Origin of the sequence: Bacillus sp. 5mfcol3.1, assembly GCF_900114335.1 — a bacterium.
Taxonomy (GTDB): domain Bacteria; phylum Bacillota; class Bacilli; order Bacillales; family Bacillaceae_G; genus Bacillus_A; species Bacillus_A thuringiensis_S.
In genome coordinates this window covers 1,052,808-1,077,733 of record NZ_FOST01000002.1, presented here as the reverse complement: position 1 = coordinate 1,077,733, position 24,926 = coordinate 1,052,808, and the positions used below count along the sequence as shown (strand labels likewise).

Genomic DNA, 24,926 nt, shown 5'->3' with positions numbered 1-24,926 from the left:
AAAAGGAGCAACTTATTACAGTTGCTCCCTTTTACTTTTATTCTACGCTTGTTTCTAAAGCTACATCCGTATAGGTATTATCATTACCTATATTTAAAATTACTTCACATTGACGCAATCTCAATTCAAAGAGCATGATAGAATCATGATAGATTTCAGGATTTGATTTCATCTTATGTAATATCTCTTGTTTTTCTTGTATTTCTAAATGCGTGTTTTCTACAGCTTGCTTTAAGGAGTTAAATGGATTCCTAAAGAATATATTAATATCTCGCTCTTGTGTGTTTTCAAACAGCTCAAATTGCAAGAAAAATTTCTTCATAATAGAAGCCGTTACCTCAGTATAATCTTCATTTTCTACATACTGTTTGTATTTGTTATATAGCATAGATTTATTTTTAGGAAGAACTCCAAATAATTTACCGGCACTTTTCAGTAAAAATTGTGCTGGCGTAAATCGACGTAAAATATTTACTTCATCCATTTGTATTCTAGTCGTCATCCTGTCAGTATCTCTGCGCCAGTCATCAAGCACTTTAAAGTCACATTCTAACTGTATTCTATTTTCTCCAAATAGTGAATTAAGCCCTTCACTAAGTTCTTCTAAATACGTTTGGCTTTGAAGAAGCTCATTATTAGAAGTTGCAATCCAATTTTGCATAGAAAGAGCAAGATTAGGTAGTACAGTTTGTTCTAAATATTTATGCACTCTTTCATTCATTGCTTTATTTAGTTCCGTATCCATGTGCCCGAAATCACTTTCTTCACTAATTATATTAGAACAACTCTTTAATATCTTCGGGATATTTTCAGTAAGATCATTCGTAATTTCAGTCTTCATTGAACGATATGATTGTGTAATGAAATGAATTTTTTCCCTCTCAAATGCAGTAAGGTTATTAATGCTACCGTTTAGTTTCACTAGCATATCTTCATTCCAATTAATAGCATCCACTAGATTGTTTTCTTTCTCAACACGTTTATCCAAAAGATATGTAATTGTTTTTCGAATGAAATATAATAACTTTTCAGTACGTTCTGCATCGATATGTTTATGATTAAAGTTAAAATGAATAAACTCAATTAAATCATTTAATTGTTGACTACTTGTATATAACGAAGAATAAGGGAAAATTCTCGCATGTGGGAAATATGTGTTTATTCTCGCTGCCGTATCATGTAATACCCTTTTTACTTCTGCTTCACTGTAAATGTTATCGATTTTATTTAATAAGAAATGAATTTGTAAATTTGGCGTATGTTCTTGAATACTTAATAGAATGTCACGTTCTTTATCAGTAAAAGGTGAATCCGCATTCAATACGAATAGTAATTCGTCTATAGAATTTAAATATTCGAATATCTCATCTCTAGTGTCGTTATTCCTATTAAAGCCAGGTGTCACTACAAATGTAAGTTTATTTTCATTTAAAAATCTGCATGGTAATTTAAATTCAACACACGCTCTATCTCTATATGTTTGATGGTGCTGAGACATCATATTATGGTAATCAGAGACATCTTCCGTTGTTGTAATTGCTGAGTCTGTTATGGCGTTTATTTCTATATGAGCATCATTTTTTAAAACTACTACATTTGAAATTGATTTTTCTAATATATTTTCTCCTAATATAGAGTTAATAAATGTAGTTTTTCCGTTTCCTGAAGTTCCCGTTACTAAAATACGATTTGTTCTTAAATCTGCGAGCTCGTCAACTAGCCATTTAAATCGGTGACCTATTTCTATATTGTGCTTTTGTGCCCATTGTGTAATAGATTCAAAAAGATGTAAGCTGTACTCTAAGCCATTTACATGATTAATAGAATGTGACAGTAAATTTTCCGCATGTTCTATATTTGCTGAATCTATTTTGGAAGGGAAAATCTCATCCCATGCCAATACAGCTGCAGATGGAAATACAGCATAAGATGGATTGACTACCTTTAACCAATTTGCTAACAGATTTGGTATGATATCGTTTAATTGTCTAAGCGTATATTGACCTTGAATTAATGCAAAGTACGTTTCTTCGTAAAGAGCAGAAACTTTGTTCCATATATCGGACGAATGTATTTCAATATGTAAGAAAAATTCATTTATTGTATTAAGCCATAATAAATAATTTTGTTCATCTTTATAACTGTTCCAAAGTGATGAAACCATTTGTGTAAATTGTACTTGATCTACATTATTTAATGTAGCTAATGCATCATAAAAATAGTCTGGTGAAATATGTTTAGTAAACCCTTTATCGATATATCCTTTTAACACCTCAAACCACGGATACGATTCTATTCGAATTAACTCATTCACAGCAAGCTCTACTGCACTATCAAAATCTTGCTGTTCCTCATAAAAGGAACGGGCAATTTTTGTGACATTCGGATAATCAGGATTTAAAGAAACTGCTTCTTTAATAACACCGAAAGCTGAGTCAAAATTATTTTGCTCAATGTAAAGAGAAAGTAATTGTAATCTAATTTCGGTCATCAATATTTTATTATCAGTAGTAACGGAAGTATAAATATTTTCAGCAAATGATAATTGATTAAGTTCGAAATAAGCATCCGCAATATTTTTTTGTGCCCATGGTGCTAATTCATTACTAACCTTCTCCCATTTAAAAATAGCTGCTTCAAAATCTTGATGACGATAATAAAATTCACCTTGTGCAAAACGAATATAAGACCCATCAGAAATCTGATTTTTTTCTTCGTTTACATAAGCTTGTCCAAGTACGTCAAGAGTTGGTTTTGTTTCATTTTCCATTAGGAATGTTTCATAATACACCTTTTTTATTAATTGTTTTTCTAATCTCATCTTTTCCCCCACTATATCTTGAAAATACATTTTTAAGATATGTCAATACTTTTTGTATGTATGCTTTTTATCTTAACAAAGAATATCTTTTGGAAAATTTCATTTTCCTTTCATTTTTCAAGTTAGATTGAATTTTTATGAGAAAAGTTTCAGTTTTTTTTCAATTTCCTTTCAGTTATGAAACAGCATTAAATGTTCCTAATAACCTAATAACACTATAATATCCCACATTATATTATCAGGAAAACCCCATATAAACCATATTATAAAAACAATCTATATTGAATTTATATGCATAATTCACTGTGCTGTCAAACAAAAAAACAACAATAGGAGCTAACAGCTATCCTTACCATTTCTTCTCAAATTGTTTTCCTTTAAAATGTTTCAGTGGTTATGTAATTAAATTCCATTAACCTATATAAATAACTAGTCCAAAAAAAATCTATATGCATATCATGTTATAGTAAAGAATTTAGGAGATCCTAAAAGGAGGCATTTTCATGTTTGAAGATAAATCTAAAATAAATTACCCATATGAATTTACTGAAACTACAACAGTTCCTCTAAAGAACCCCATTGATAAAAAATTCAAGAACGGGACAGGTACACATAACTTTCCAATTAAGAAGCACTATAAAGAGCAAGTTCTATACACTGAAAAAATCAATAATAATAAAAATAAATAATTGTATAGATCCTTATAACAATTAGCCAAATAAGAAGCAACATTTGGCCATGCATAGTTATTTGGTTAGTAATGTAGAAACCTTTATTATACAATTCATGCACCTTTTAAAAAGTGCTGTATACAGCGCTTTTTTATACATAGATAAATTTAAGCTAACGCAACCAAGAAATAAACTGCAAAATTACTCCACCTTATTTTCGTTTAACAATTAAATCTACATATTAAAAGGGAGCAACAGTAAATGTTGCTCCCTTTTGAAAAGTAATTTTATTCACTCTACATAACCCTCTTAAACATCTTCTCCAACTCATAAGTAGAATGATGCACAAGAATCGGTCTTCCGTGTGGGCATGTGTATGGATTTGTTGTTGTACGTAATTCTTCCAGTAAGGCAAATATTTGATCGTTCGTTAAATATTGATTCGCTTTAATGGATGCTTTACAGCTCATCATGATGGCTGCTTCTTCACGTAACTTTTTAATATCAACTTTTTTTAGTTTAACAACTTGCTCCATCATTTCATCGATAATTTCTGTTTCTTGTCCTTTCGGGAACCATGTTGGATGCGAGCGGACGATAAAGGATTGATGGCCGAATTGTTCTAAAAATAGCCCGACTTTTTTTAGTTCTTCTAACTGTTCTTCGACACGTAAAAATTCAGTAAGAGATAGATCAATACGGTACGGTACAAGTAACTCTTGTACTTCTTGCGCTACCCTTCCTACTTTATCACGGAAGTATTCATAATTAATACGTTCCTGCGCGGCATGCTGGTCAATCATATATAAGCCTTTATCATTTTGAGCGAAAATATATGTTCCATGCATTTGTCCAATTGGATAAAGTGGTGGTAAGTCATTCCCGTTCATTTCAATCTCTTTTATTTCCCGAACTTCTTCTTCTAATTCCTCTAGTTCAAAGTCCTCTTCATTACTGTCCCACGATTTCTCTTCTTGAATTGGTTCTTCGATTATCGGTTTAGTAGATGGTTGCCAACTTTGTTCTTCTCTTATGAGCGACTGTGGTGGTTGCCATTCTTGTTTCGGCGGTTGCCACAGTTGTGGTGGCTGTTTCACAGCCTGCGGTTCTTCTTGTTTTGCATCCATTCCAGTTGGTAAAACAATGTCCGGCATAGATGGTTCTTTCGGCTTTGCATGCTCAAACTGGAACTGTTCTTGCACACTTTCGTCTTTTTCTTTTTTCTTCGTTGTTACGCCTGCATCTGGAATGAGCTGTATTTTTTTAAATGCAGCTTGCAATGTTTCTTCGATCAGCTTTAGCAATTCTTGTTCTTTACTAAAACGAACCTCTAACTTCGCTGGATGTACGTTAACGTCAACTAGCATTGGATCCATTTCAATCGATAAGAAGCCAATTGGATACCGGCCGACTGGCAGTAATGTATGGTATCCTTGCTGAATTGCTTTCATTAGTACAAAGTTTCGAACGTAACGACCATTTACGATCGTTGACATATAATTACGAGATGCTCTTGTTACTTCTGGTAATGTTACATAGCCTTTAATTGTAAAGTCTAAAGATTCAGCTTCAATTGGAACAAGCTTCTTCGCAACTTGAATACTGTAAATCGATGCAAGTACTTGCCTTACATCACCGTTACCTGATGTATGAAGCAATTTCTTTTCATTATGAAACAGTTTTAACGATACTTCTGGATGTGACATTGCAATACGATACACGATATCTGTAATATTCCCGAGCTCCGTATGAATGGTTTTCATATATTTAAGACGCGCTGGTGTATTAAAGAATAAGTTTTGTACTGTAATATCTGTTCCTTTTCGGCTCGCAGTTTTCTCTTGTTTTATAATGTCTCCACCTTTAATTATGAGGTGTGTACCAGGCGCATCACCTGTGCTAGTAATTAATTCTAATTCACTAACAGAGGCAATACTCGGCAGTGCCTCACCGCGGAAACCGAGTGTTCTTATGCGAAACAGATCGTTTTCATCTTTAATTTTACTCGTCGCATGGCGTTCAAAAGCGACGATACAGTCTTCTTCTGCAATACCATCACCGTTATCAATGATACGAATTTTCGATAACCCAGCTTCTTCTAAGTGGATTTCAATAGATGTACTATTCGCATCGATAGAATTTTCCACAAGTTCTTTTACGACTGAAGCAGGGCGCTCTACTACTTCCCCTGCCGCAATTAAGTTAGAGAGTTGGTCATCGAGTTTGCGAATTTTCCCCATCTACTTACTCATCCTTTCTTTAACTTCTTCTGTAAGCGATACAATTCGTTCATCGCTTCTAAAGGTGTCATATCAAGTAAATCAATTTTTTTAATTTGCGCAAGTACTGCGCTTTCTTTTTGATCAAGCACAGGCTTGTCTTGTTTTTTTGAAGATTGGTCTCCTCCAAAGAAAGATAGTTGTGACTCTTCTTCAGTCTCTTCTTTCTTTTCTTGTATTTCTGCCGGTTCTTCTTTTACAACTACAGGTTCTGGAACAACTTCTTGTACCTTTACTTCTACACGCTTTGGAATAATAATTTCTTCCTGTCCTTCTAGTTGTGCTAACACTTCTTTCGCGCGGGCGATTAAGCTATCTGGAAGCTCTGCAAGTTGCGCAACGTGAATTCCGTAACTTTTATCAGCTGCTCCATCTTGAATTTTATGAAGGAATACTACTTTTCCATTCTCTTCAATTGCTGAAACGTGTACATTTTTCAGTTGATCTAAACTCTCTTCTAACACAGTCAATTCGTGATAATGCGTAGAGAATAACGTTTTTGCACCAATTTGGTCATGAATATGTTCAATGATTGCTTGTGCAAGTGCCATGCCATCATACGTAGATGTACCTCGTCCAATTTCATCGAATAAAATTAAACTTCTTTCTGATGCGTTTGCAATTGCATTTTTCGCTTCTAACATTTCGACCATAAATGTACTTTGACCTGATATTAAATCATCCGCTGCACCAATTCTCGTAAAGATTTGATCAAATACAGGTAATACTGCTTCTGTTGCTGGTACGAAACAACCAATTTGTGACATAACCGTTACAAGTGCTAACTGTCTCATATACGTACTTTTACCAGACATGTTCGGTCCTGTAATTAAAAAGACATCCATCTTCTCTGGCATAATACAGTCATTCGGTACATACAATTTCCCGTTCAATACTTTTTCAACGACAGGATGACGACCATCTTTAATAAAGATTTCACGCTTCGTTGTTAGTACAGGTTTTACAAACTGTTCTTCTTCACTAACTGTCGCAAAACTTTGCAGTACGTCTAATTCACTAATTACTTTTGCTAAATGTTGTAATTTCGGAATAAATACTTTTACTTCTTCACGAAGCGCTGTAAATAAATCGTATTCTAGTTGTACAATTTTTTCTTCTGCTTCTAAAATTAACGTTTCTTTTTCTTTCAGTTCATCTGTAATGAAACGTTCAGCATTAGCAAGCGTTTGTTTTCGTTCGTAGCGGCCTTCTGGAAGTGCTGCAAGATTCGCCTTCGTCACTTCAATGTAGTAGCCGAAAATACGGTTGTACCCGATTTTTAACGATTTAACTCCTGTAATATCACGCTCTCGTTTTTCAAGCTCAGCGATCCACGTTTTTCCGTTTTTACTAACGTAACGATATTGATCAAGCTTGTCATTATAACCGTCTTTAATAATATCTCCATCTTTAATAGAAAGCGGTGGGTTTTCTTGAATACTTCTTCCTAGTAATTCAGTTAAGCTCTCACATGGATCCGCTCCTTGAATTAACCTTGCTGCATAAGCATTATCTAACAAACTAATCGCTTCTAAAATAGCTGGCACTTGAAGTAAAGATCGTCTTAACTGTAATAAGTCCCTTGCATTGACATTACCAAATGCAACTTTTCCTGCTAAACGTTCTAAATCATATACTTCTTTTAATTTTTCTTTTAAATCTTCACGTAAGAAGTAATCATTTACAAATGTTTCAACCATTTCTAAACGCTCTTCAACTTTTTCTTTCTGAATAAGTGGACGTTCCATCCACTGTTTTAACATACGACCACCCATAGCTGTTTTTGTTTTATCCAATAGCCATAATAATGATCCTGTTTTTTCTTTCGTTCGAAGTGTTTCCGTCAGCTCTAAATTTCGCTTTGAATGCACATCAATTTTCATAAATTGATTCGTATAATAAATTTCTACAGGTTGTAAATGATCTAATGAACGTTTTTGTGTTCTTATCACATAGTTAAATAAGCGTCCAATTGCTTTAATTAACTTTGCTTGCGAAACATTTTTCACAAGATGTTCTAATCCTTCAGGAATTGCCGTTGCATCTTCATATGAAATTGTCATTTTTAACGTTTCAGTTAATTTATTTAATTCATCTTTAGAAAATAAAGAATCTACAACAATTTCTTTCGAACCAGTTGCATACACTTCCAATAAAATATCTTCTACTGAACCAGTCAATAACGTTACTGTATTTTGTCCAGTCGTTAAATCATTACAAGCTAAAGCATATGATCCATCTTCAAAATATGTTAATGCGGCTAAGAAGTTGTTTTCTTTCTCATCAATTGTACGCCCTTCCATCATCGTTCCTGGCGTAATTAGTTGTACTACTTCACGGCGCACTACACCTTTAGCTGTTTTTGGATCTTCCACTTGCTCACAAACAGCAACTTTATATCCTTTTTCAACAAGTTGTTCAATATAGTTTTTAGCTGCATGATGGGGTACACCGCACATCGGTATACGATCACTACTGCCACCATCTCGGCTCGTTAATGTAATCTCAAGCTCATGAGCTGCTTTAACGGCATCTTCAAAGAACATTTCATAAAAATCGCCTAATCGGAAAAATAAAAAGGCATCTTGATAGTCTGCCTTAACCTTTAAATATTGCTGTATCATAGGGGTATATTGCGTCATACTTTTCCTCCATAATTCTTACATAGTAATCAATTTTCATATATGTCACATTTCACGGACATCCATATCTCCTATTTCAGGAGTCTATCTTCATTATAACATATTTCATAAAGAATCATGTTCATTCAGCGCCACTTATGTAAAGTAAAAAGCTAGGAAGAACTTCTCCCTAGCTTTCTATTACTCTTCTTCTGCATCAACGATAAAGTTCGGATCTAATTCTTCAAATTCATCATCAGCAATTTGGAAATCATCATCTGATTCTACGCAGCCTTCAGGATTTACACTTACACAAATTTTCGTTTCTCCAACTACTTCTGTTACAAATTCACGTTCTACAGTTACAACAATTTTATTACCGTTTGGTGATACAAGCGCTTCTAAACAATTTGGTGGCTGAATAACACGAGCAATAATTTCTAAATCGTCACCAGAAAAGTTTTTATCACGATAACCAATGCTTACTTCGTCCGTGTAGTTCACGCGTTCTGTTACAACTTCAGTCTTTGTATTTCCATCAAATGAATACCAAGTGTTCACATCATAGAAACCTTCAATTTCCACATGCTTCCCATTCTTTCTTGCTTCGTACGAGTGGTTAATTACCCAGCACCCTAAAATACTTGTTGGTTCATTATTCGATTCACATGTATGCGTTGACTTTGTATACTTACGTCCTTTTCCAACCACTGCTTTTGTAATAATCTCTCTAAATTCGGACATTCGTAACCCTCCTCAATCACTATTCACTTAATCATATGCGTGACAATAGCGGAATGTGTCATTCTTTTTTTGAGAAGAACTTACGTTTAATCAACTAAAAAAAAGAGATGTCAATATGACATCTCTTTAACAACCACAATTTCCTTTTTTACTTTCTACCGCTGCGCCAGTTTCACCCTTAAGTACATCGCCACCAGTTGAAATTAATATTTCATCTGTTACGTTGTTAGAAATTGTACTAGCAACTAACTGTAATAAGTCATTTACATATGTTTGTGAAGATTTAAATTCTTGTACAACTGGAATACTGTCTAACTTATCTTGCAATGCATCAATTTCAGCTTCTACCTTTTTTAAAGCTTCCCATTTCCCGTAATGTTGCAAGTTTACTGCTTGTTTTTGCAGTGCTTTAATTTCATCGATTGCGCGCTTTACATTTTCATTTTTATGAATTTGCGCCTCTGCTTTCTTAAAAAAATCAACCTCTTCTGTTTCAGAAATCATTTTTGCTAATTCTTTCGCTTGTTCAACAATGTCATCTTTCGAATATACTTTCATCTATTATTTCACCTCAATCGGCTCTTCAACTAATTCCCCGTTAAGAGACCAAGTTTTTGCTTCCGTTACTTTTACTTTCACAAGCTGACCAATTAAAGATTTTGAAGCAACGAAGTTTACAAGTTTATTCGTACGAGTATAACCTGCAAGTACTTCCGGATTATTTTTACTTTCCCCATCAACTAACACTTCTACAATTTGACCTTTATAACGACTATTCTTTTCAATTGCCAACGTATTTACTAGTGTATTTAAGCGTTGAAGACGTTCTTTCTTTACTTCCATCGGTACATTATCTTTCATTTTTGCAGCTGGTGTACCTTCGCGAGGAGAATAAATAAATGTAAAGGCAGTATCAAATCCTACTTCACGATATAACGACATCGTTTCTTCAAATTGCTCATCTGTTTCATTTGGGAAACCAACGATAATATCTGTTGTTAATACTGCATCTGGAATTGCTTCTTTAATTTTTCTTACAAGTTCTAAATAATGCTCACGCGAATATTTACGCGCCATAATTTTCAACATATCTGTACTTCCAGATTGAACTGGTAAATGGATATGTTCTACTAGGTTGCCACCTTTGCCAAGTACTTCAATTAAGTGATCATCGAAATCACGTGGATGGCTCGTTGTAAAACGAATACGGGCTATATCAACTTTACGAAGTTCGTCCATTAAATCACCAAGACCGTATTTTACATCTTCAAAATCTTTACCATATGCATTTACGTTCTGTCCAAGTAATGTAATTTCTTTATAACCATTCGCAGCTAAGTGACGAATCTCTTGGATAATATCTTCTGGACGTCTACTTCGCTCTTTTCCTCGTGTATACGGTACAATACAATACGTACAGAACTTATCACAGCCATACATAATATTTACCCAAGCTTTAATATCACCACGGCGTACTTTCGGAAGGTTTTCAATTACGTCGCCTTCCTTTGACCAAACTTCAACTACCGTTTCCTTCGAGAACATCGCATCTTTTAGAATGTACGGTAATCTATGAATATTATGCGTTCCAAACACCATATCTACATGCTGATTTTTTTGCATAATTTTATTTACAACAGATTCTTCTTGAGACATACAACCACATACACCAATTAAAAGGTCCGGATTTCTTCGTTTTAGTGACTTTAAATGGCCTAGTTCACCAAACACTTTATTTTCAGCATTTTCACGAATGGCACAAGTGTTTAATAAAACTACATCTGCATCCTCAGTTGAAAAAGTTGGTTCATATCCAAGTGTTGTGAAAATACCTGCCATTACTTCCGTATCATGCTCATTCATTTGACAACCATATGTACGAATATAGAACTTTCGGCCTGTACCAAAATTGCGAAACTCTTCAGGTAAGCCAAAATCCCGTTCAATTTTAACTTCTTCTTTCCCGCGCTTTTTCGCATCCTTTAAGGAAGGTGGTTGATATACACTTTCAAAGTATTTACTATAATCTTTCTCTTCTTTTTTCGTAGAGGAATTTGCTTGTTGACTTGCTAATCGTTGTTGCTCGTTCATCGGTAATCTCCTTTCACCCTTAACTATACACACTCTATAGTCCATTTTAATGCGCTTAGACTCACCTCAAAAATGGTTAGATAGCTTGGAGATAACTTGTCCTTTGAAACTTGAGTAATCAATCTAATCATTCATAAGAATGAAGTCTTCCCCACGCAAATAGACATTCCCTTTTTATCATTTCTTGTTGTCCTACCCAAAAGCATATTGCTTTATCCCTATAAACATTACCATAGTATGACGTGTTTCGCCAATTTTAACAATTCAGAGGCCCTTTATTATCTTACATTTCATAAGCAATGAACTTGCCATTTTCATACAACGATTTACATATTATTTTACCATTCTGAATTTTCTAAGTAAATAAAACTACCCTATATTTTTTGCACATAAAAAAGGTTGCCAAATCGGCAACCTCCTCTTCTTACATTACATAAATTCAGCAACAAGCTCATCAAACATTTTCTGATCCATATTTAAATCAGATTTCACTAAAGGCTCTTCACTATAGCCTTTAACAAGTTCTTGATATGATGGTTGCTTAGTATTTTGATAAATTAAACCTGTTACTAAACCGTTATTTTCCATTAATGTTTGCATAGCCATCATGCGATTAGATGGATCATATCCCTCTACTGTGCTTAGTTTCGTTAAATTCTCTTTAAACCAATCGTAAGTATTTACTTTATTGTAAGTAACACATGGGCTAAATACGTTAATTAATGAAAATCCTTTATGGTTAATACCAGCTTCAATAATTTGTGTTAATTCTTTTAAATCACTCGAAAAGCTTTGCGCCACAAATGTCGCACCAGCTGTTAAAGCCATTTCCATTACATTTAGTGATGGTTCAATTGAACCTTGTGGTGTGCTTTTCGTTTTAAATCCAGCTTCACTACGTGGTGAAGTTTGCCCTTTTGTTAATCCGTAAATTTGGTTATCCATTACGATGTACGTAATGTCGATATTACGACGAATAGAATGGATTGTATGTCCCATACCAATCGCAAATCCATCACCGTCACCACCTGAAGCGATCACTGTTAAATCACGATTTGCCATTTTCACACCTTGTGCAATCGGAAGGGCACGACCATGAATACTATGCACACCATATGAATTAATATAACCTGAAATACGGCCTGAACAGCCGATACCAGAAATAACAGCAAGTTCATCTGGATTTAAGCCAACGTTAGCTGCTGCACGTTGAATTGCAGCTTGCACTGAGAAGTCTCCGCAACCTGGGCACCAGTTTGGCTTTACACTGTTACGAAAGTCCTTAAATGTTGCCATTTAATACAACCCCTTTTTTGCATTCGTTGTAAATCTCTTTCGGCAAGAATGGGTTTCCATCATATTTTAAAAGACTAGAAATTTTCTCACCATTACCAAGATTCATTTTCATAATGTTAGCAAGTTGACCTGTTGCATTGTTTTCTACTACTACAACACGCTTCGCCTTTTTCACAAGTGGATCGATTTCAGCTGTTGGGAACGGGTGAATTAAACGCACATGAGCATGGTTTACTTTCATACCCTCTTGTTCTAAACGCGTCATTGCCTCTTCGATCGCACCACGAGTTGAGTTAAATCCAACAAGCAATACATCTGCTTCTTCATGCTTAACATTTTTATAAACAGGGGTATTAAACTTCAAGTTCTCCATTTTACGGAAACGTTTGTCCATTTGATCTTTACGGTTTATTGCTGATTCCGATGGCTTTCCAGTTTCATCATGTTCTACACCTGTAACATGGTGAACACCATTTTTCATACCAGGTAAAACACGCGGCGAAACGCCGTCTTCAGTTACTTCATAACGCTTGAAGTATGCTTTATTTTCACGTTCTGGTAATTCTGCTTCTAAATCAAGCTTACCACGACGGATTTCCACTTTATCTAATTTAAGTGGTTCTACTGTTTGTTTTCCTAACGAAAGCTGTAAATCTGTTAAGAAAATAACAGGAACTTGATATTCTTCAGATAAGTTAAATGCTTCTACAATGTCATAGAAAGCTTCTTCAACTGTACTTGGCGCCATTACGATTTTTGGAATTTCACCATGCGTACCGTAAATCATCGCCATTAAGTCAGACTGTTCTTGTTTCGTTGGTAATCCCGTACTTGGACCACCACGTTGTGTATCAACAATTACTAATGGGGTTTCTGTAATACCTGCTAAACCGATTGCTTCCATCATTAATGACAGACCAGGACCAGCAGATGCAGTTAATGTACGAACACCAGCATAGTTTGCGCCGATTGCCATTGTACAAGCTGCAATTTCATCCTCAGTTTGGATTACTGTTCCGCCGACTTTCGGTAATTTTTTAATTAAGTATTCCATAATTTCTGATGCAGGTGTGATTGGGTATGCTGACATAAAACGAGCACCACCAGCTACCGCACCAAATGCGATTGCATCGTTTCCAATCATAAACATGCGTTTTTTACCATCAGCTTTTTCAAGCTGCATCATGTTTACTTTCTCACCTAGTAATTCTTTCATATATTGAGAGCCACGTTTAATTGCGTCCATATTCTTTTGAACGACTTGCTCTCCTTTACGACCAAAGATTTCTTCAACAACATCTAAATAAGCTGTTTCGTCTAATCCTAATACTGCACTTGATGCTCCAACAGCAACCATGTTTTTCATTAACGATGTGCCTAATTCTGAAGCAATATCTGTAAACGGTATCACATATAGATTTACATCTGTATTGTCGGGTATTGTTGGATTAAATTTCGCATCCGCAACTACAATTCCACCTGGACGTAGTTCGTGGAAGTTAAAATCAATTGTTTCTTGGTCAAAAGCAATTAAAATATCTAAATCATCTGAGATCGCGCGTACTTCTGTTGTACTTACACGAATTTTATTATTTGTATGGCCGCCTTTTATACGTGATGAGAAGTGGCGGTAACCGTATAGGTAATATCCTAATCGGTTTAATGCAATACAGAAGATTTCTCCTGTACTTTCAATTCCTTCACCTTGTTGGCCTCCAACTTTCCATGAAAGTTGACTAATCATCTCCTACACCCCTTTTGGCTGCATTCATTGTAGTGTATTTTTTTACAGTAATAGTTTAGCATTTTTTATGCAAATAAACTACAACGGACGCAAATTATGCCTCTTCTGATTTCCCTGAATCTTTAGTATAAAGCTATTTTGTTTTTCATTCTAGTATTAGGTCTTAAAAAAAGCAATAAAATCAAATGAATTAATTTTAATTTTTCTGAATTTTAAACCACAAACTTAAAAACTCATATGTTCAACAAAATTATCATATAAAAATCTTTCTACAGTAGATGCAGCATAGTATTTATAAAGCTCATTCATGACATTTTCATAATCTCCATAGGCAGATACATTGACAACCGTATCTACAATCCCATCAAAATCTGAACCAAACCCTATATTGTTTTCTCCACCTAGCGAGCAAATATATTCGATATGTTTTATGATATCAGTTATATTTACTTGCCTTTCACTTGTTAGAAACTGCGGTACAAAAGTGACACCGATCATGCCATTTTTCTTTATAAGAGCTTTAAGTTGTTCATCGTTTAAATTACGTGGGTGCTCGCAAAGTTTCATACAATTTGAGTGGGAAGCAATAGGATTTTTTGCAATCTCTATAACATCCCAAAAACTTCTTTCATTTAGATGAGACACATCAGTCCATACATGTAGCGCATTCAGTTCTTGTACAACCTGTTTACCAAAATTCGTTAAACCCGCCCCACGTGTCTCTAGCGCACCATCAGCTAAGAGATTGGCATAATTCCATGTTAGTCCAAAAGAACGTACTCCTAGGCGATACAACAACCGTAATTTCATTGCTTCTTTTCCAATTGCTTCGCATCCTTCTAGTGTTAATATCGCTCCAACCTCGTCCTGTTTTAACATGTTAATATCATCTTTTGTCTGAATAAACTTTACACCTGGTAGGGATAAAATTTCATTATAAAAAATATCTACCATTTGTAATGCTGCTTCAAATCGGTTTTCATATGCCACTGTTTCTGGTACATATATAGCAAAACATTGTATACTTCCTTTTCTTCTCTTTAACTGTTCAAATGTAATATGTAATTGTGAATCATCGTTAAAATTCCTTTTCCCTTGTGCACTCCATAACTGAAGAAGCACGTCACAATGAGCATCAAAAATTTTCATTTTCATTCCTCCATTATAAAAACAACCTGTTTGCATACTGCAAACAGGTTGTTTAAAACTTAACGAGGTTCTACAATTAATTTTATTGCTGTACGCTCTTCGCCATCAATCATAATATCTGTAAACGCTGGGATACAAATCAGGTCCAAACCACTAGGCGCTACAAATCCTCTTGCGATTGCTACTGCCTTTACCGCTTGGTTCAATGCACCTGCACCAATAGCTTGAATTTCTGCTGTTCCGCGTTCGCGAATAACACCTGCAAGTGCACCAGCTACAGAATTAGGGACCGACGTTGCTTTAACTTTTAATATTTCCATTCCGCGTTTCCTCCTCGTTTCTTTAAAAAGTATTAGCAATTATTTCACTTTAACTTATATTCACGAGGAATGGCGCGTATTCCTGCTAAATTTTCGTAATTTTTCTAAAAAATTAAAATATAATAACTTATCTAAAATTTAACGGAAATTTACTCAAAAAATGGTTGATCGTCATTAATTAAAATACGCTCAATTTTCTTTGCTTTTCCTGTATTTGGATCCACATCAATTAACACTGCACTTAATTGCGTTCTACCACTTGTTACTTCAAATCGTACTGGTAAGTTCGTTAAAAACTTCTTCAATACCGCTTCTCGGTCCATACCTAATATTCCATCATATGGCCCTGTCATCCCAACATCTGTAATATATGCCGTTCCGCTTGGTAAAATACGGTTATCCGCTGTAGGGACATGCGTATGCGTACCTACTACTGCTGTAGCACGTCCATCTACATACCAACCTAGCGCTTGTTTTTCACTTGTAGTCTCCGCATGGAAATCAACAAAGATAATATTCGTACGTTTTTTCGCAATATTAATTAATTCATCCACTTTACGGAATGGACAATCAATCGGAGGAAGGAAAGTACGTCCTTGTAAGTTAATAACTGCAACTTCTGTTCCATTACAGTTCACAAAGATAAGTCCTCTTCCTGGAGTTCCTTCTGGGAAGTTAGCTGGTCTTGCAAGATATTTTGCATCATCGATGAATTCAAATACTTCACGATTATCCCAAGCATGGTTTCCAAGTGTAACTGCTTGCGCCCCACACTCTAAAAAGTTTCGATATATTTTTTCTGTAATCCCACGGCCACCTGCTGCGTTTTCTCCATTAATGATTGTTACTGTAGGTGTATATTTTTTCTTTAATGCCGGTACGTATTGTTGAATCATACCTCTACCAGGAGATCCTACTACATCCCCAACAAATAATATTCTCATATGTCTTACCCTTTCTATGTACTGCATTTTTTATTGCTATAGCATTAAGGAAATTCCTTATAATATGTTTATTATAAGTTTGTTTCACTTTTACGCTATATAACTAACTGTCTTTATTTTATCCAATTCCAACACAAAAAAATAAAGTGGTGTTTCACCACTTTATTTTGCGTATTCCACTGCACGTGTTTCACGAATAACAGTTACTTTAATATGTCCTGGGTAATCCAGTTCATTTTCAATACGTTTTCGGATATCACGAGCTAAACGATGAGCTTCTAAATCATCGATTGTATCTGGTTTTACCAAAATACGAACTTCACGTCCTGCTTGAATTGCAAATGATTTTTCAACGCCTTCATAAGACTCTGAAATCTCTTCTAACTTTTCAAGACGACGAATGTAGTTTTCAAGCGTTTCACTACGAGCTCCCGGTCTTGCAGCTGATAAAGCATCTGCTGCTGCAACTAAAACTGCAATGATAGAAGTTGGTTCTGTGTCACCATGGTGAGATGCGATACTGTTTATAACTACAGGATGCTCTTTATATTTCGTTGCGAGTTCAACACCAATTTCAACGTGGCTACCTTCTACTTCATGGTCAATCGCTTTTCCGATATCATGTAATAGACCAGCACGTCTTGCTAGTTTTTCATCCTCGCCAAGCTCTGCTGCCATAAGTCCAGTTAAATATGCAACTTCCATAGAGTGTTTTAAGACGTTTTGTCCATAACTTGTACGGTATTTTAAACGACCTAAAATTTTAATTAAATCTGGGTGTAATCCATGAACACCCACTTCAAACGTTGTTTGCTCTCCGACTTCGCGAATATACTCGTCCACTTCACGTCTTGATTTTTCGACCATCTCTTCAATACGCGCTGGGTGAATACGTCCGTCCTGTACTAGTTTATCAAGAGCGATACGAGCTGTTTCACGACGAATTGGATCGAATCCAGAAAGGATTACCGCCTCTGGTGTATCATCGATAATTAAGTCAATACCCGTTAACGTTTCTAACGTACGAATATTACGACCTTCACGCCCGATAATACGTCCCTTCATTTCGTCATTTGGAAGATTTACAACCGAAACGGTTGTTTCAGCAACATGATCAGCTGCACATCTTTGCATTGCAAGAGATAAAATCTCTTTTGCTTTCTTATCCGCTTCTTCTTTCGCGCGAACTTCACTTTCTTTTACCATAACAGCGATTTCATGAGAAACTTCATTTTCTACTTTACCAAGAATAATTGCTTTCGCTTGTTCGCGTGTCAGATTGGAAATGCGCTCTAATTCTGTTTGTTGCTTTTGAACTAACTCTCCCACTTTGCTTTCCAACTCTTCAATCTGTTGTTGTCTCGCTACAAGAGAATCCTCTTTCTTCTCTAACTGCTGCTCGCGTTTATCGAGCGTTTCGTCTTTACGATCAAGGTTCTCTTCTTTTTGCATTAAACGATTTTCTTGTTTTTGTAATTCGCTTCTACGGTCACGAATTTCTAATTCAGCTTCTGTACGAAGTGTATGAATTTCATCCTTTGCTTCTAAAAGCGCTTCTTTCTTAAGTGCTTCAGCCTCACGATTCGCTTCGTCTAGAATACGTTTCGCTTCATTAGCCGCACCATTAATCTTCGCTTCAGCAATAGACTTTCGAACAAAAAAGCCAACAACTGCACCGACTGTTGTTGCAAGCAAAATGGAGATGAGTATCCAAACTGTACTACTCATGATTTCACCTCCCCTTGCTATGAATGAAAAAAGACTGTCGGCATGTACATTAAATTACAACATACAGCAAAGACCGTCGTCCCGCTTTTTTAAGGGACTTTCTTCATTTCACAATTAAAATGTCATATTATTATTTCGGTAAGTTTTAAACCTTACTCCGAATATTACTTCTCTTCTTGAGAAGAGTATATCGTATATAAGAAAAAATATACATTCTCATTGTATCTATCGTAATTTTCATTGTCAAGCGTTGTCTACTTTTACTTTCTTTACCTTCAGTCCTGAATGTTATCTGAATTTGAAAAATTGATAGCTTATTATCCTGGAAAACCTTAGTAAATACCATTTTATTCCCTTAAAACATATGAATATTCCTCTTTACACATCCCATTTGAGTCAAAAAAATATTTTAACCACTACGATAGATACCCCTTTAATAGAAGGTAAAAAAATAAAAGACACGGGACCCGTGTCTTTTATTTTTTAATCTTGAAGAGTTGAATCTTCCGTGTCTTCCACACCAGAATCTTCACCAATTCCGTGATGATCACGAACAAAGAAGGCAATTTCCTCTCTTAAGTCCGTATTCTCTTTTAAGAATTGCTTCGAATTTTCACGACCTTGTCCTAAACGTTCTTCATTATAAGAATACCAAGCACCGCTCTTTTGAACGATATCAAGCTCAGAAGCCATATCCAAGATTTCACCTTCTCTTGAAATACCTTCTCCGTACATAATATCAACTTCAGCAACACGGAATGGTGGCGCTACTTTATTTTTCACTACTTTTACTTTTGTTTTATTACCAACGATGTCGTTACCTTGCTTTAATTGCTCCGCACGACGCACTTCAAGACGGACAGTTGAATAGAATTTCAACGCACGACCACCTGGAGTTGTTTCTGGGTTTCCGAACATAACCCCAACTTTTTCACGAATTTGGTTAATAAAGATTGCAATTGTTTTTGATTTGTTGATTGCTCCTGAAAGCTTACGAAGTGCTTGTGACATTAAACGTGCTTGTAAACCTACGTGTGAGTCACCCATGTCTCCTTCAATCTCTGCTTTCGGTACAAGAGCTGCTACAGAGTCAATTACGATAATGTCAACCGCACCACTTCGTACAAGTGCTTCTGCGATTTCTAATCCTTGCTCCCCTGTATCAGGCTGTGATAATAGTAATTCATCTATGTTAACGCCTAATTTTTGTGCATATACAGGATCCATTGCGTGCTCCGCATCGATGAATGCTGCTTGTCCACCTTGACGTTGTACTTCTGCAATTGCATGTAATGAAACTGTCGTTTTACCTGAACTTTCAGGTCCGTAAATTTCGATAATACGGCCACGTGGGTATCCGCCTACCCCTAGCGCCACATCAAGTGCTAAAGAACCACTTGAAATTGTAGAAATTCTACGTTCCGCTTGTTCTCCTAATTTCATAATTGAACCTTTACCGAATTGCTTCTCTATTTGTTTTAACGCCATATCTAATGCCGCTTGACGATCACTCATTCAAAATTCCTCCTTAACTGAATTGCTAATCTTATTATACCTATTTTCAATTCAATTTGCCAACAAAAATCGAACATTTATTCGATTTTTTTATTTTCCATCACACAAATACGGAATTTAACTATAAAAAAAGCTAGAAGAAACTTATATCTCTTCTAGCTTTTTATATAAATGATAAAATCCATATTTTGCTGATCGTTCTCTAATTTGTTGACGACTTCCACTTAAATTAAGAGGAAAGACTGCAGTTTGTTCACCTTTAATCGCTAATCCAACAAATACTGTTCCTGGCTCTTTCTGTTCTGAAGCATCTGGCCCTGCTACCCCAGTGAAACTAATTCCGATATCCGCTTTTAATAAATCCTTAACATTTTCAGCAAGATAACGAGCACATTCCTTACTAACTGCACCATCAGTATGCAACACTTCTTCAGGCACACGTAAAACATGTTGCTTCACATCATTATGATAACAAATGACACCGCCCTTAAATACAGAAGAAACACCAGCATTTTCAGTTACTTGATTTCCAAAAAGACCACCTGTTAAACTTTCTGCACATGCTAAAGTTAACCCTTTTCTCTTCAATAACTCGATTGCCTTATAATGCAAAAATTCTTGGTCATATCCGTAGAAAAATTCTCCTACTCTTTCTAAAATCAAATCTTCCACATGTTGAATTAGTTTCTCCGCTTCGCTAACATTTTGATGCTTAGCGGTTAAACGTAATGTCACTTCTCCATCATTTGCTAGCGGGGCAATTGTTGGGTTTGTTTGTCCATCAATTAAATCTTGAACTTTCACCTCTAATTGGGACTCCCCAATACCGAAGAAACGAAGCACACGTGAATAAATGTTTTCTCCTGTTGTAAAATTACGTAAAAAAGGCTCTACGTAACTTACATACATTGGTTTCATTTCTTTTGGCGGCCCTGGTAATAAAATATAAACTTTTCCGTTCTTATTTACCCCCATCCCCGGCGCCATACCGTGGTCATTTGCAAATACTGTTGCTCCATTTAAAACGAGCGCTTGCTTTTTATTATTCTCCGTAAATTCACGGCCTGTACGCTTAAAGTAATTACTTATTAAGTCTAATGCCTTTTCATCATACACAAGCTTTTCATCTAAACTAGTCGCTATCGTTTCTTTCGTTAAATCATCTTTTGTCGGTCCTAATCCACCTGTAAAAATAAGGATATCAGCACGTTCTTCCGCAGCTTCAATCGCCTTTTGCAGTCGCTTATTATTATCACCAACAACAGTATGATAGTACACGTTAATTCCAATTGAAGCCAACTTTTCAGATAAAAACTGGGCATTTGTATTTGCAATTTGTCCAAGTAATAATTCAGTTCCAACCGCAATAATCTCAGCATTCATCCCAATTCCCCCATAAACTTCTATTTTGAGTTTACAAAAGCAGCTCTATTTTTCCAGAAATAATCCCATCCTGAAATAACAGTAAAGATTAATGCAATCCATATGAAGATATCCGCAACTGGAATATGGATTAAATTTAAAGGTACATCGTGTAATAAATATGCTGCAATCGCAATAATTTGTGTCCATGTCTTAATTTTCCCTAGCTGATTTGCCGCAACTACTTCCCCTGTTCCAGCAAGTACAAGACGTAAACCTGTTACAGCAAACTCACGACTGATAATTACAATAACAATCCAAGCCGGTACATATCGCATCTCTACCAATGTAATAAGTGCTGCTGAAACCAGTAATTTATCAGCTAACGGATCAAGAAACTTTCCTAAGTTCGTTACAAGATTATACTTCCTTGCGTAATGTCCATCAATCCAATCTGTAGCTGAAGCAACGATAAAGATAAGTGCCCCCACTAAATGTTGAATTGGTAAATCAACATCACCAATTGTGTATGAACCCCAATTAAAGGGCGCTAACATAATTACCATGAAAATTGGAATTAAGAAGATTCTAGATATTGTAATTTTATTTGGTAAATTCACAGCTATTCCTCCATCATATCAAAAACATTTGTTCATTGAAAAAAGTCATCGAAGCGATGACTGTTATTGTGCAGGTTGCCCTATCCCTTGGTTTTTTATCACCAATCTTTGGTGAAGTTCTTTTTCTGGGTCCAATGGGAAAGCAACCACTTGGCCATTCAGTTTAACTTCAACATTCGTTGCATTTCCAATATTAAGTCGTACTTCTTTTAATGTTGATACATCACGTTTTTCTGTTTGACCACCTTGTACTGTAGTGTTTAAAATTTCGTTACCCGCATCATCTTTAACATCTACATAGCTTGTACCCTTCGCTATGATTTCCAATTCTAACGTTTTATTATTATGAATTTCCAAAGTAGATACCTTACCAGTTGTTCCAACTACTTTCACTTCTTGCTGTCCCGTTGGTGGTGCTGGTTGCTCTTCTTTCTTTGGTTCTTCTTTCTTTGGTTCCTCTTTTTTTGGTTCTTCCGCTTTCGCTTCATCTTTCTTCGTATCTAACGGAGAATCTTTTGCTTTTTGAACTTCAATTTTCTCACTTTGAGCACTCGGAACTTTTTCATCATCTTTTCCAGTTAACGCTTGAAACACAAACCAGATTACCACTCCAACTGCGATTACTAACAACGCAACTAAGATTTTCGGCATGTGATCTGCAATTGGCCATGATGAAGATTTTTGCATTGTTTCTTGTGTTTTTTGTCCCGTTGATACTTGTGGAACTTCACGCTTCTCAGATTGTGGTATCGTACTCTGATGTTCTACAAGCAGTTCCTCTCCATTTAATCCAACCGCATCTGCGTATTGTTTAATGAATGCACGCGCATAAAAAGCTCCTGGCAATACATCATAATTGCCTTCTTCAATTGCCACTAAGTGGCGTTTTTGAATTTTTGTAATCTCATGCAGCTGATCAATAGTCAAGCCTTTCGCTTCTCTTGCTTCTTTCAGCTTTTGTCCCAATTCCGTCACTACTAACACCTCAATATTTCTTTAAAAGTCAAACATAGAGAAATTATTTTGCGTACCTTGCTCAATTTCATCTACTAAATTATATTGAATTTCTTCATCATAATCGTTACGCAACTCGATAATATAATCAAAATCATCCAATGTGTATTCTGACTGACTCACAAATACATCAGGATGTTCCACAACTTTCGTTGCAGGCAATCTCATAATTTCACGAACGAGCTGCCAATGTCTTTCGTTAGCACGCTTCGTTGACACAATTCCATCTAGGATGAAAATATTGTCATCGCTATACTCATCTTCAATTAATTGACTGCGAACAGTTTGCTTAATAAGAGTAGATGATACAAATAACCACCTTTTATTTGCACAAACACTTGCAGCAACAATGGATTCTGTTTTTCCGACACGAGGCATTCCGCGTATCCCAATTAGTTTATGGCCTTCTTTTTTCATAATTTCTGCCATAAAGTCTACAAGTAAGCCTAATTCATCACGCACAAATCGAAATGTTTTCTTATCATCTGCATCTCGTTGTATGTACCTACCATGCCTAACCGCTAGCTTATCTCTTAGCTTGGGCGGACGATATTTCGTTACCGTTATGTTATCCATCGTATTTAAAATTGATTCAAGTCTAGAGATTTGCTCTTGATTATCACACATAAGAAGTAACCCACGTCGTGCATTATCTACACCATTAATTGTGACAATATTAATGCCGAGCATACCGATTAACGAAGAAACGTCACCAAGCAAGCCAGGTCGGTTTTTATGTATTTCATATTCAAAATACCATTCAATCATCCAAGATCACTCCCCTTGCTTACTTTACACCTACGTACTATATTATATGATTTCACCTTAATAGGGAAGCTAAATGTATAATCTATCCTGTGTAATTATTATACAAAAAAAGTAGAGAGGAGAATCTCCTCTCTACTTTTACTTATGTTGTACAAACTTAACCATTAAGTTTGCAATGGTATGTTGCTCCTGTTCATCAGCAACTTTCCAAAGCTCAGCTAATAATTTCTCTTGGTCATTGCGTCCTTCTACTTCATTAGCAAGGTAGTCGCCAACACGAAATGCCATATCTGATACCGCACCGCCGTCTAAACCTTTTCCTTGCGCTTGCTCTAAACGATCTCCTAAAAAGCTCTTCCACTGATCAAAATTATCTAATACTGACATAATTAAGCACCTCACTATTGAGTAATAAAATCATGCTTAATTTGTGCAACTATTCATTTTTTATGTAAGAAATTTTTAGCAGTGCCAACCACCATTCACTCCGATGATTTGTCCAGTTATGTAAGATGCTCCTGGTGATACGAGGAATGCAACTGTTTTTGCTACTTCTTCTGGTAACCCTATTCTACCTAATGGTATATCTTCAGCAATTCCCATTTTATCTTCTTCAGAAAAAACACTTAACATTTCCGTTTCAATTGCTCCTGGTGCTACCGCATTCACACGTAATCCACTTAAAGACACTTCTTTCGCCAAAGCTTTCACATATGAATTTTGCGCCCCTTTTACCATTGAATAAAGCACTTCACAAGAAGCCCCTATTTGTCCCCATATAGATGAAACAATTACAATATTACCACTTCTCCTCCCAATCATAGGCGGAAGTGCCATTGAAAGTAATTTATATACGTTCTTCACTTGAAGTTCTACCATATAATCCAATTCATCGTTTGTTACATCTGTTACTAGTCCAAAAATACTCTTCCCAGCTGCATATACAATAACATCAATAGGATGTTCAATTTGTCTCCACAATTGCTCTGCTCCATCACTAGAAGCCAAATTCGCTTGCACAGGGATAACTTCCCCCCATGCTTTCTGCAATTCCAATACCTTTCCTTCACTGTTATTGTAATGAACATAAACTGTATATCCATCTTGAATTAATTGTTTCGAAATAGCAGAGCCAATCCCTCCGCTCCCTCCAGTTACTAACGCATACTTTTTCATAAATTCCCTCTCTTATCTCTACAAGTTCACTTTTCACACAACTAAATAATACCCTCATCTTAC

At 35.7% G+C, this 24,926-nt stretch carries 20 protein-coding genes; 1 reads left to right on the top strand and 19 read right to left on the bottom strand.

Annotation, left to right across the window (positions count from 1 at the left end; all coding sequences use genetic code 11):
- Positions 1-37 precede the first annotated feature (37 nt).
- Complete coding sequence (locus BM089_RS15035; RefSeq protein WP_090977228.1) at positions 38-2,821, bottom strand: dynamin family protein; 2,784 nt, start codon at positions 2,819-2,821, stop codon at positions 38-40.
- Between the two features lie 503 nt (positions 2,822-3,324).
- On the opposite strand from BM089_RS15035, the gene BM089_RS15030 reads away from it, so the two are divergent.
- Complete coding sequence (locus BM089_RS15030; protein ID WP_000461138.1) at positions 3,325-3,510, top strand: hypothetical protein; 186 nt, start codon at positions 3,325-3,327, stop codon at positions 3,508-3,510.
- Positions 3,511-3,788: 278 nt separating this feature from the next.
- Here BM089_RS15030 and mutL read toward each other — a convergent pair whose 3' ends face one another.
- The 18 genes from mutL to BM089_RS14935 form a co-directional block, all read right to left on the bottom strand.
- The gene (gene mutL, locus BM089_RS15025; RefSeq protein WP_000516465.1) at positions 3,789-5,732 is read right to left on the bottom strand and encodes a DNA mismatch repair endonuclease MutL; all 1,944 of its coding nucleotides are present in this window, start codon (positions 5,730-5,732) and stop codon (positions 3,789-3,791) included.
- Between the two features lie 8 nt (positions 5,733-5,740).
- Entirely contained in the window at positions 5,741-8,413 is a 2,673-nt protein-coding gene (mutS, locus tag BM089_RS15020) for a DNA mismatch repair protein MutS (RefSeq protein ID WP_090977226.1), read from the bottom strand.
- A gap of 180 nt (positions 8,414-8,593) precedes the next feature.
- Positions 8,594-9,136, bottom strand: a complete 543-nt coding sequence (cotE, locus tag BM089_RS15015) for an outer spore coat protein CotE (protein ID WP_001288799.1) — start codon at positions 9,134-9,136, stop codon at positions 8,594-8,596.
- 126 nt (positions 9,137-9,262) lie between these two features.
- Positions 9,263-9,694, bottom strand: coding sequence for a YlbF/YmcA family competence regulator (locus BM089_RS15010; protein WP_000870460.1), 432 nt, complete (start codon positions 9,692-9,694; stop codon positions 9,263-9,265).
- A 3-nt stretch (positions 9,695-9,697) separates the two neighbouring features.
- Entirely contained in the window at positions 9,698-11,227 is a 1,530-nt protein-coding gene (gene miaB, locus BM089_RS15005; protein WP_001005393.1) for a tRNA (N6-isopentenyl adenosine(37)-C2)-methylthiotransferase MiaB, read from the bottom strand.
- Positions 11,228-11,656: 429 nt separating this feature from the next.
- A complete protein-coding gene (locus BM089_RS15000) occupies positions 11,657-12,523 on the bottom strand; it encodes a 2-oxoacid:ferredoxin oxidoreductase subunit beta (RefSeq protein WP_000190155.1) in 867 nt (288 codons plus the stop codon).
- Positions 12,510-14,267: a 2-oxoacid:acceptor oxidoreductase subunit alpha gene (locus tag BM089_RS14995; protein ID WP_000625417.1), complete on the bottom strand. Its 1,758-nt coding sequence runs from the start codon at positions 14,265-14,267 to the stop codon at positions 12,510-12,512. The genes BM089_RS15000 and BM089_RS14995 overlap by 14 nt, the downstream gene beginning before the upstream one ends.
- A 225-nt stretch (positions 14,268-14,492) precedes the next feature.
- Positions 14,493-15,416: a dipeptidase gene (locus BM089_RS14990; RefSeq protein WP_089171658.1), complete on the bottom strand. Its 924-nt coding sequence runs from the start codon at positions 15,414-15,416 to the stop codon at positions 14,493-14,495.
- A gap of 59 nt (positions 15,417-15,475) precedes the next feature.
- Complete coding sequence (spoVS, locus tag BM089_RS14985) at positions 15,476-15,736, bottom strand: stage V sporulation protein SpoVS (RefSeq protein WP_000404341.1); 261 nt, start codon at positions 15,734-15,736, stop codon at positions 15,476-15,478.
- A gap of 149 nt (positions 15,737-15,885) precedes the next feature.
- Positions 15,886-16,680 (bottom strand): TIGR00282 family metallophosphoesterase, encoded by a 795-nt coding sequence (locus BM089_RS14980; RefSeq protein ID WP_090977224.1) that lies wholly within the window; start codon positions 16,678-16,680, stop codon positions 15,886-15,888.
- A gap of 162 nt (positions 16,681-16,842) precedes the next feature.
- Positions 16,843-18,408 carry a ribonuclease Y gene (gene rny, locus BM089_RS14975; RefSeq protein WP_000099769.1) on the bottom strand — a complete coding sequence of 522 codons (1,566 nt, stop codon included), beginning with the start codon at positions 18,406-18,408 and terminating at the stop codon, positions 16,843-16,845.
- Between the two features lie 483 nt (positions 18,409-18,891).
- A complete protein-coding gene (gene recA, locus BM089_RS14965; protein ID WP_001283854.1) occupies positions 18,892-19,923 on the bottom strand; it encodes a recombinase RecA in 1,032 nt (343 codons plus the stop codon).
- Positions 19,924-20,067: 144 nt separating this feature from the next.
- Entirely contained in the window at positions 20,068-21,306 is a 1,239-nt protein-coding gene (locus BM089_RS14960; protein WP_065229238.1) for a competence/damage-inducible protein A, read from the bottom strand.
- A gap of 20 nt (positions 21,307-21,326) precedes the next feature.
- Positions 21,327-21,905 carry a CDP-diacylglycerol--glycerol-3-phosphate 3-phosphatidyltransferase gene (pgsA, locus tag BM089_RS14955; RefSeq protein WP_001052977.1) on the bottom strand — a complete coding sequence of 193 codons (579 nt, stop codon included), beginning with the start codon at positions 21,903-21,905 and terminating at the stop codon, positions 21,327-21,329.
- A 63-nt stretch (positions 21,906-21,968) separates the two neighbouring features.
- Positions 21,969-22,880: a helix-turn-helix domain-containing protein gene (locus BM089_RS14950; RefSeq protein ID WP_000137474.1), complete on the bottom strand. Its 912-nt coding sequence runs from the start codon at positions 22,878-22,880 to the stop codon at positions 21,969-21,971.
- Positions 22,881-22,901: 21 nt separating this feature from the next.
- Positions 22,902-23,687, bottom strand: a complete 786-nt coding sequence (locus BM089_RS14945) for a DUF3388 domain-containing protein (protein WP_000574107.1) — start codon at positions 23,685-23,687, stop codon at positions 22,902-22,904.
- A 138-nt stretch (positions 23,688-23,825) separates the two neighbouring features.
- Positions 23,826-24,074: a DUF3243 domain-containing protein gene (locus tag BM089_RS14940; protein ID WP_000114444.1), complete on the bottom strand. Its 249-nt coding sequence runs from the start codon at positions 24,072-24,074 to the stop codon at positions 23,826-23,828.
- 75 nt (positions 24,075-24,149) lie between these two features.
- Positions 24,150-24,863: an elongation factor P 5-aminopentanone reductase gene (locus BM089_RS14935; protein WP_000759626.1), complete on the bottom strand. Its 714-nt coding sequence runs from the start codon at positions 24,861-24,863 to the stop codon at positions 24,150-24,152.
- Positions 24,864-24,926: the final 63 nt, after the last annotated feature.

Coding starts and splice junctions, on each gene's coding strand:
- BM089_RS15035 (WP_090977228.1), bottom strand. CDS start 2,821: ATGAGATTAGAAAAACAATTAATAAAAAAGGTGTATTATGAAACATTC.
- BM089_RS15010 (WP_000870460.1), bottom strand. CDS start 9,694: ATGAAAGTATATTCGAAAGATGACATTGTTGAACAAGCGAAAGAATTA.
- BM089_RS14940 (WP_000114444.1), bottom strand. CDS start 24,074: ATGTCAGTATTAGATAATTTTGATCAGTGGAAGAGCTTTTTAGGAGAT.
- recA (WP_001283854.1), bottom strand. CDS start 19,923: ATGAGTGATCGTCAAGCGGCATTAGATATGGCGTTAAAACAAATAGAG.
- BM089_RS15000 (WP_000190155.1), bottom strand. CDS start 12,523: ATGGCAACATTTAAGGACTTTCGTAACAGTGTAAAGCCAAACTGGTGC.
- cotE (WP_001288799.1), bottom strand. CDS start 9,136: ATGTCCGAATTTAGAGAGATTATTACAAAAGCAGTGGTTGGAAAAGGA.
- BM089_RS14960 (WP_065229238.1), bottom strand. CDS start 21,306: ATGAATGCTGAGATTATTGCGGTTGGAACTGAATTATTACTTGGACAA.
- BM089_RS14980 (WP_090977224.1), bottom strand. CDS start 16,680: ATGAGAATATTATTTGTTGGGGATGTAGTAGGATCTCCTGGTAGAGGT.
- BM089_RS14945 (WP_000574107.1), bottom strand. CDS start 23,687: ATGATTGAATGGTATTTTGAATATGAAATACATAAAAACCGACCTGGC.
- BM089_RS14995 (WP_000625417.1), bottom strand. CDS start 14,267: ATGATTAGTCAACTTTCATGGAAAGTTGGAGGCCAACAAGGTGAAGGA.
- spoVS (WP_000404341.1), bottom strand. CDS start 15,736: ATGGAAATATTAAAAGTTAAAGCAACGTCGGTCCCTAATTCTGTAGCT.
- BM089_RS14935 (WP_000759626.1), bottom strand. CDS start 24,863: ATGAAAAAGTATGCGTTAGTAACTGGAGGGAGCGGAGGGATTGGCTCT.
- rny (WP_000099769.1), bottom strand. CDS start 18,408: ATGAGTAGTACAGTTTGGATACTCATCTCCATTTTGCTTGCAACAACA.
- mutS (WP_090977226.1), bottom strand. CDS start 8,413: ATGACGCAATATACCCCTATGATACAGCAATATTTAAAGGTTAAGGCA.
- BM089_RS15030 (WP_000461138.1), top strand. CDS start 3,325: ATGTTTGAAGATAAATCTAAAATAAATTACCCATATGAATTTACTGAA.
- BM089_RS14990 (WP_089171658.1), bottom strand. CDS start 15,416: ATGAAAATTTTTGATGCTCATTGTGACGTGCTTCTTCAGTTATGGAGT.
- miaB (WP_001005393.1), bottom strand. CDS start 11,227: ATGAACGAGCAACAACGATTAGCAAGTCAACAAGCAAATTCCTCTACG.
- mutL (WP_000516465.1), bottom strand. CDS start 5,732: ATGGGGAAAATTCGCAAACTCGATGACCAACTCTCTAACTTAATTGCG.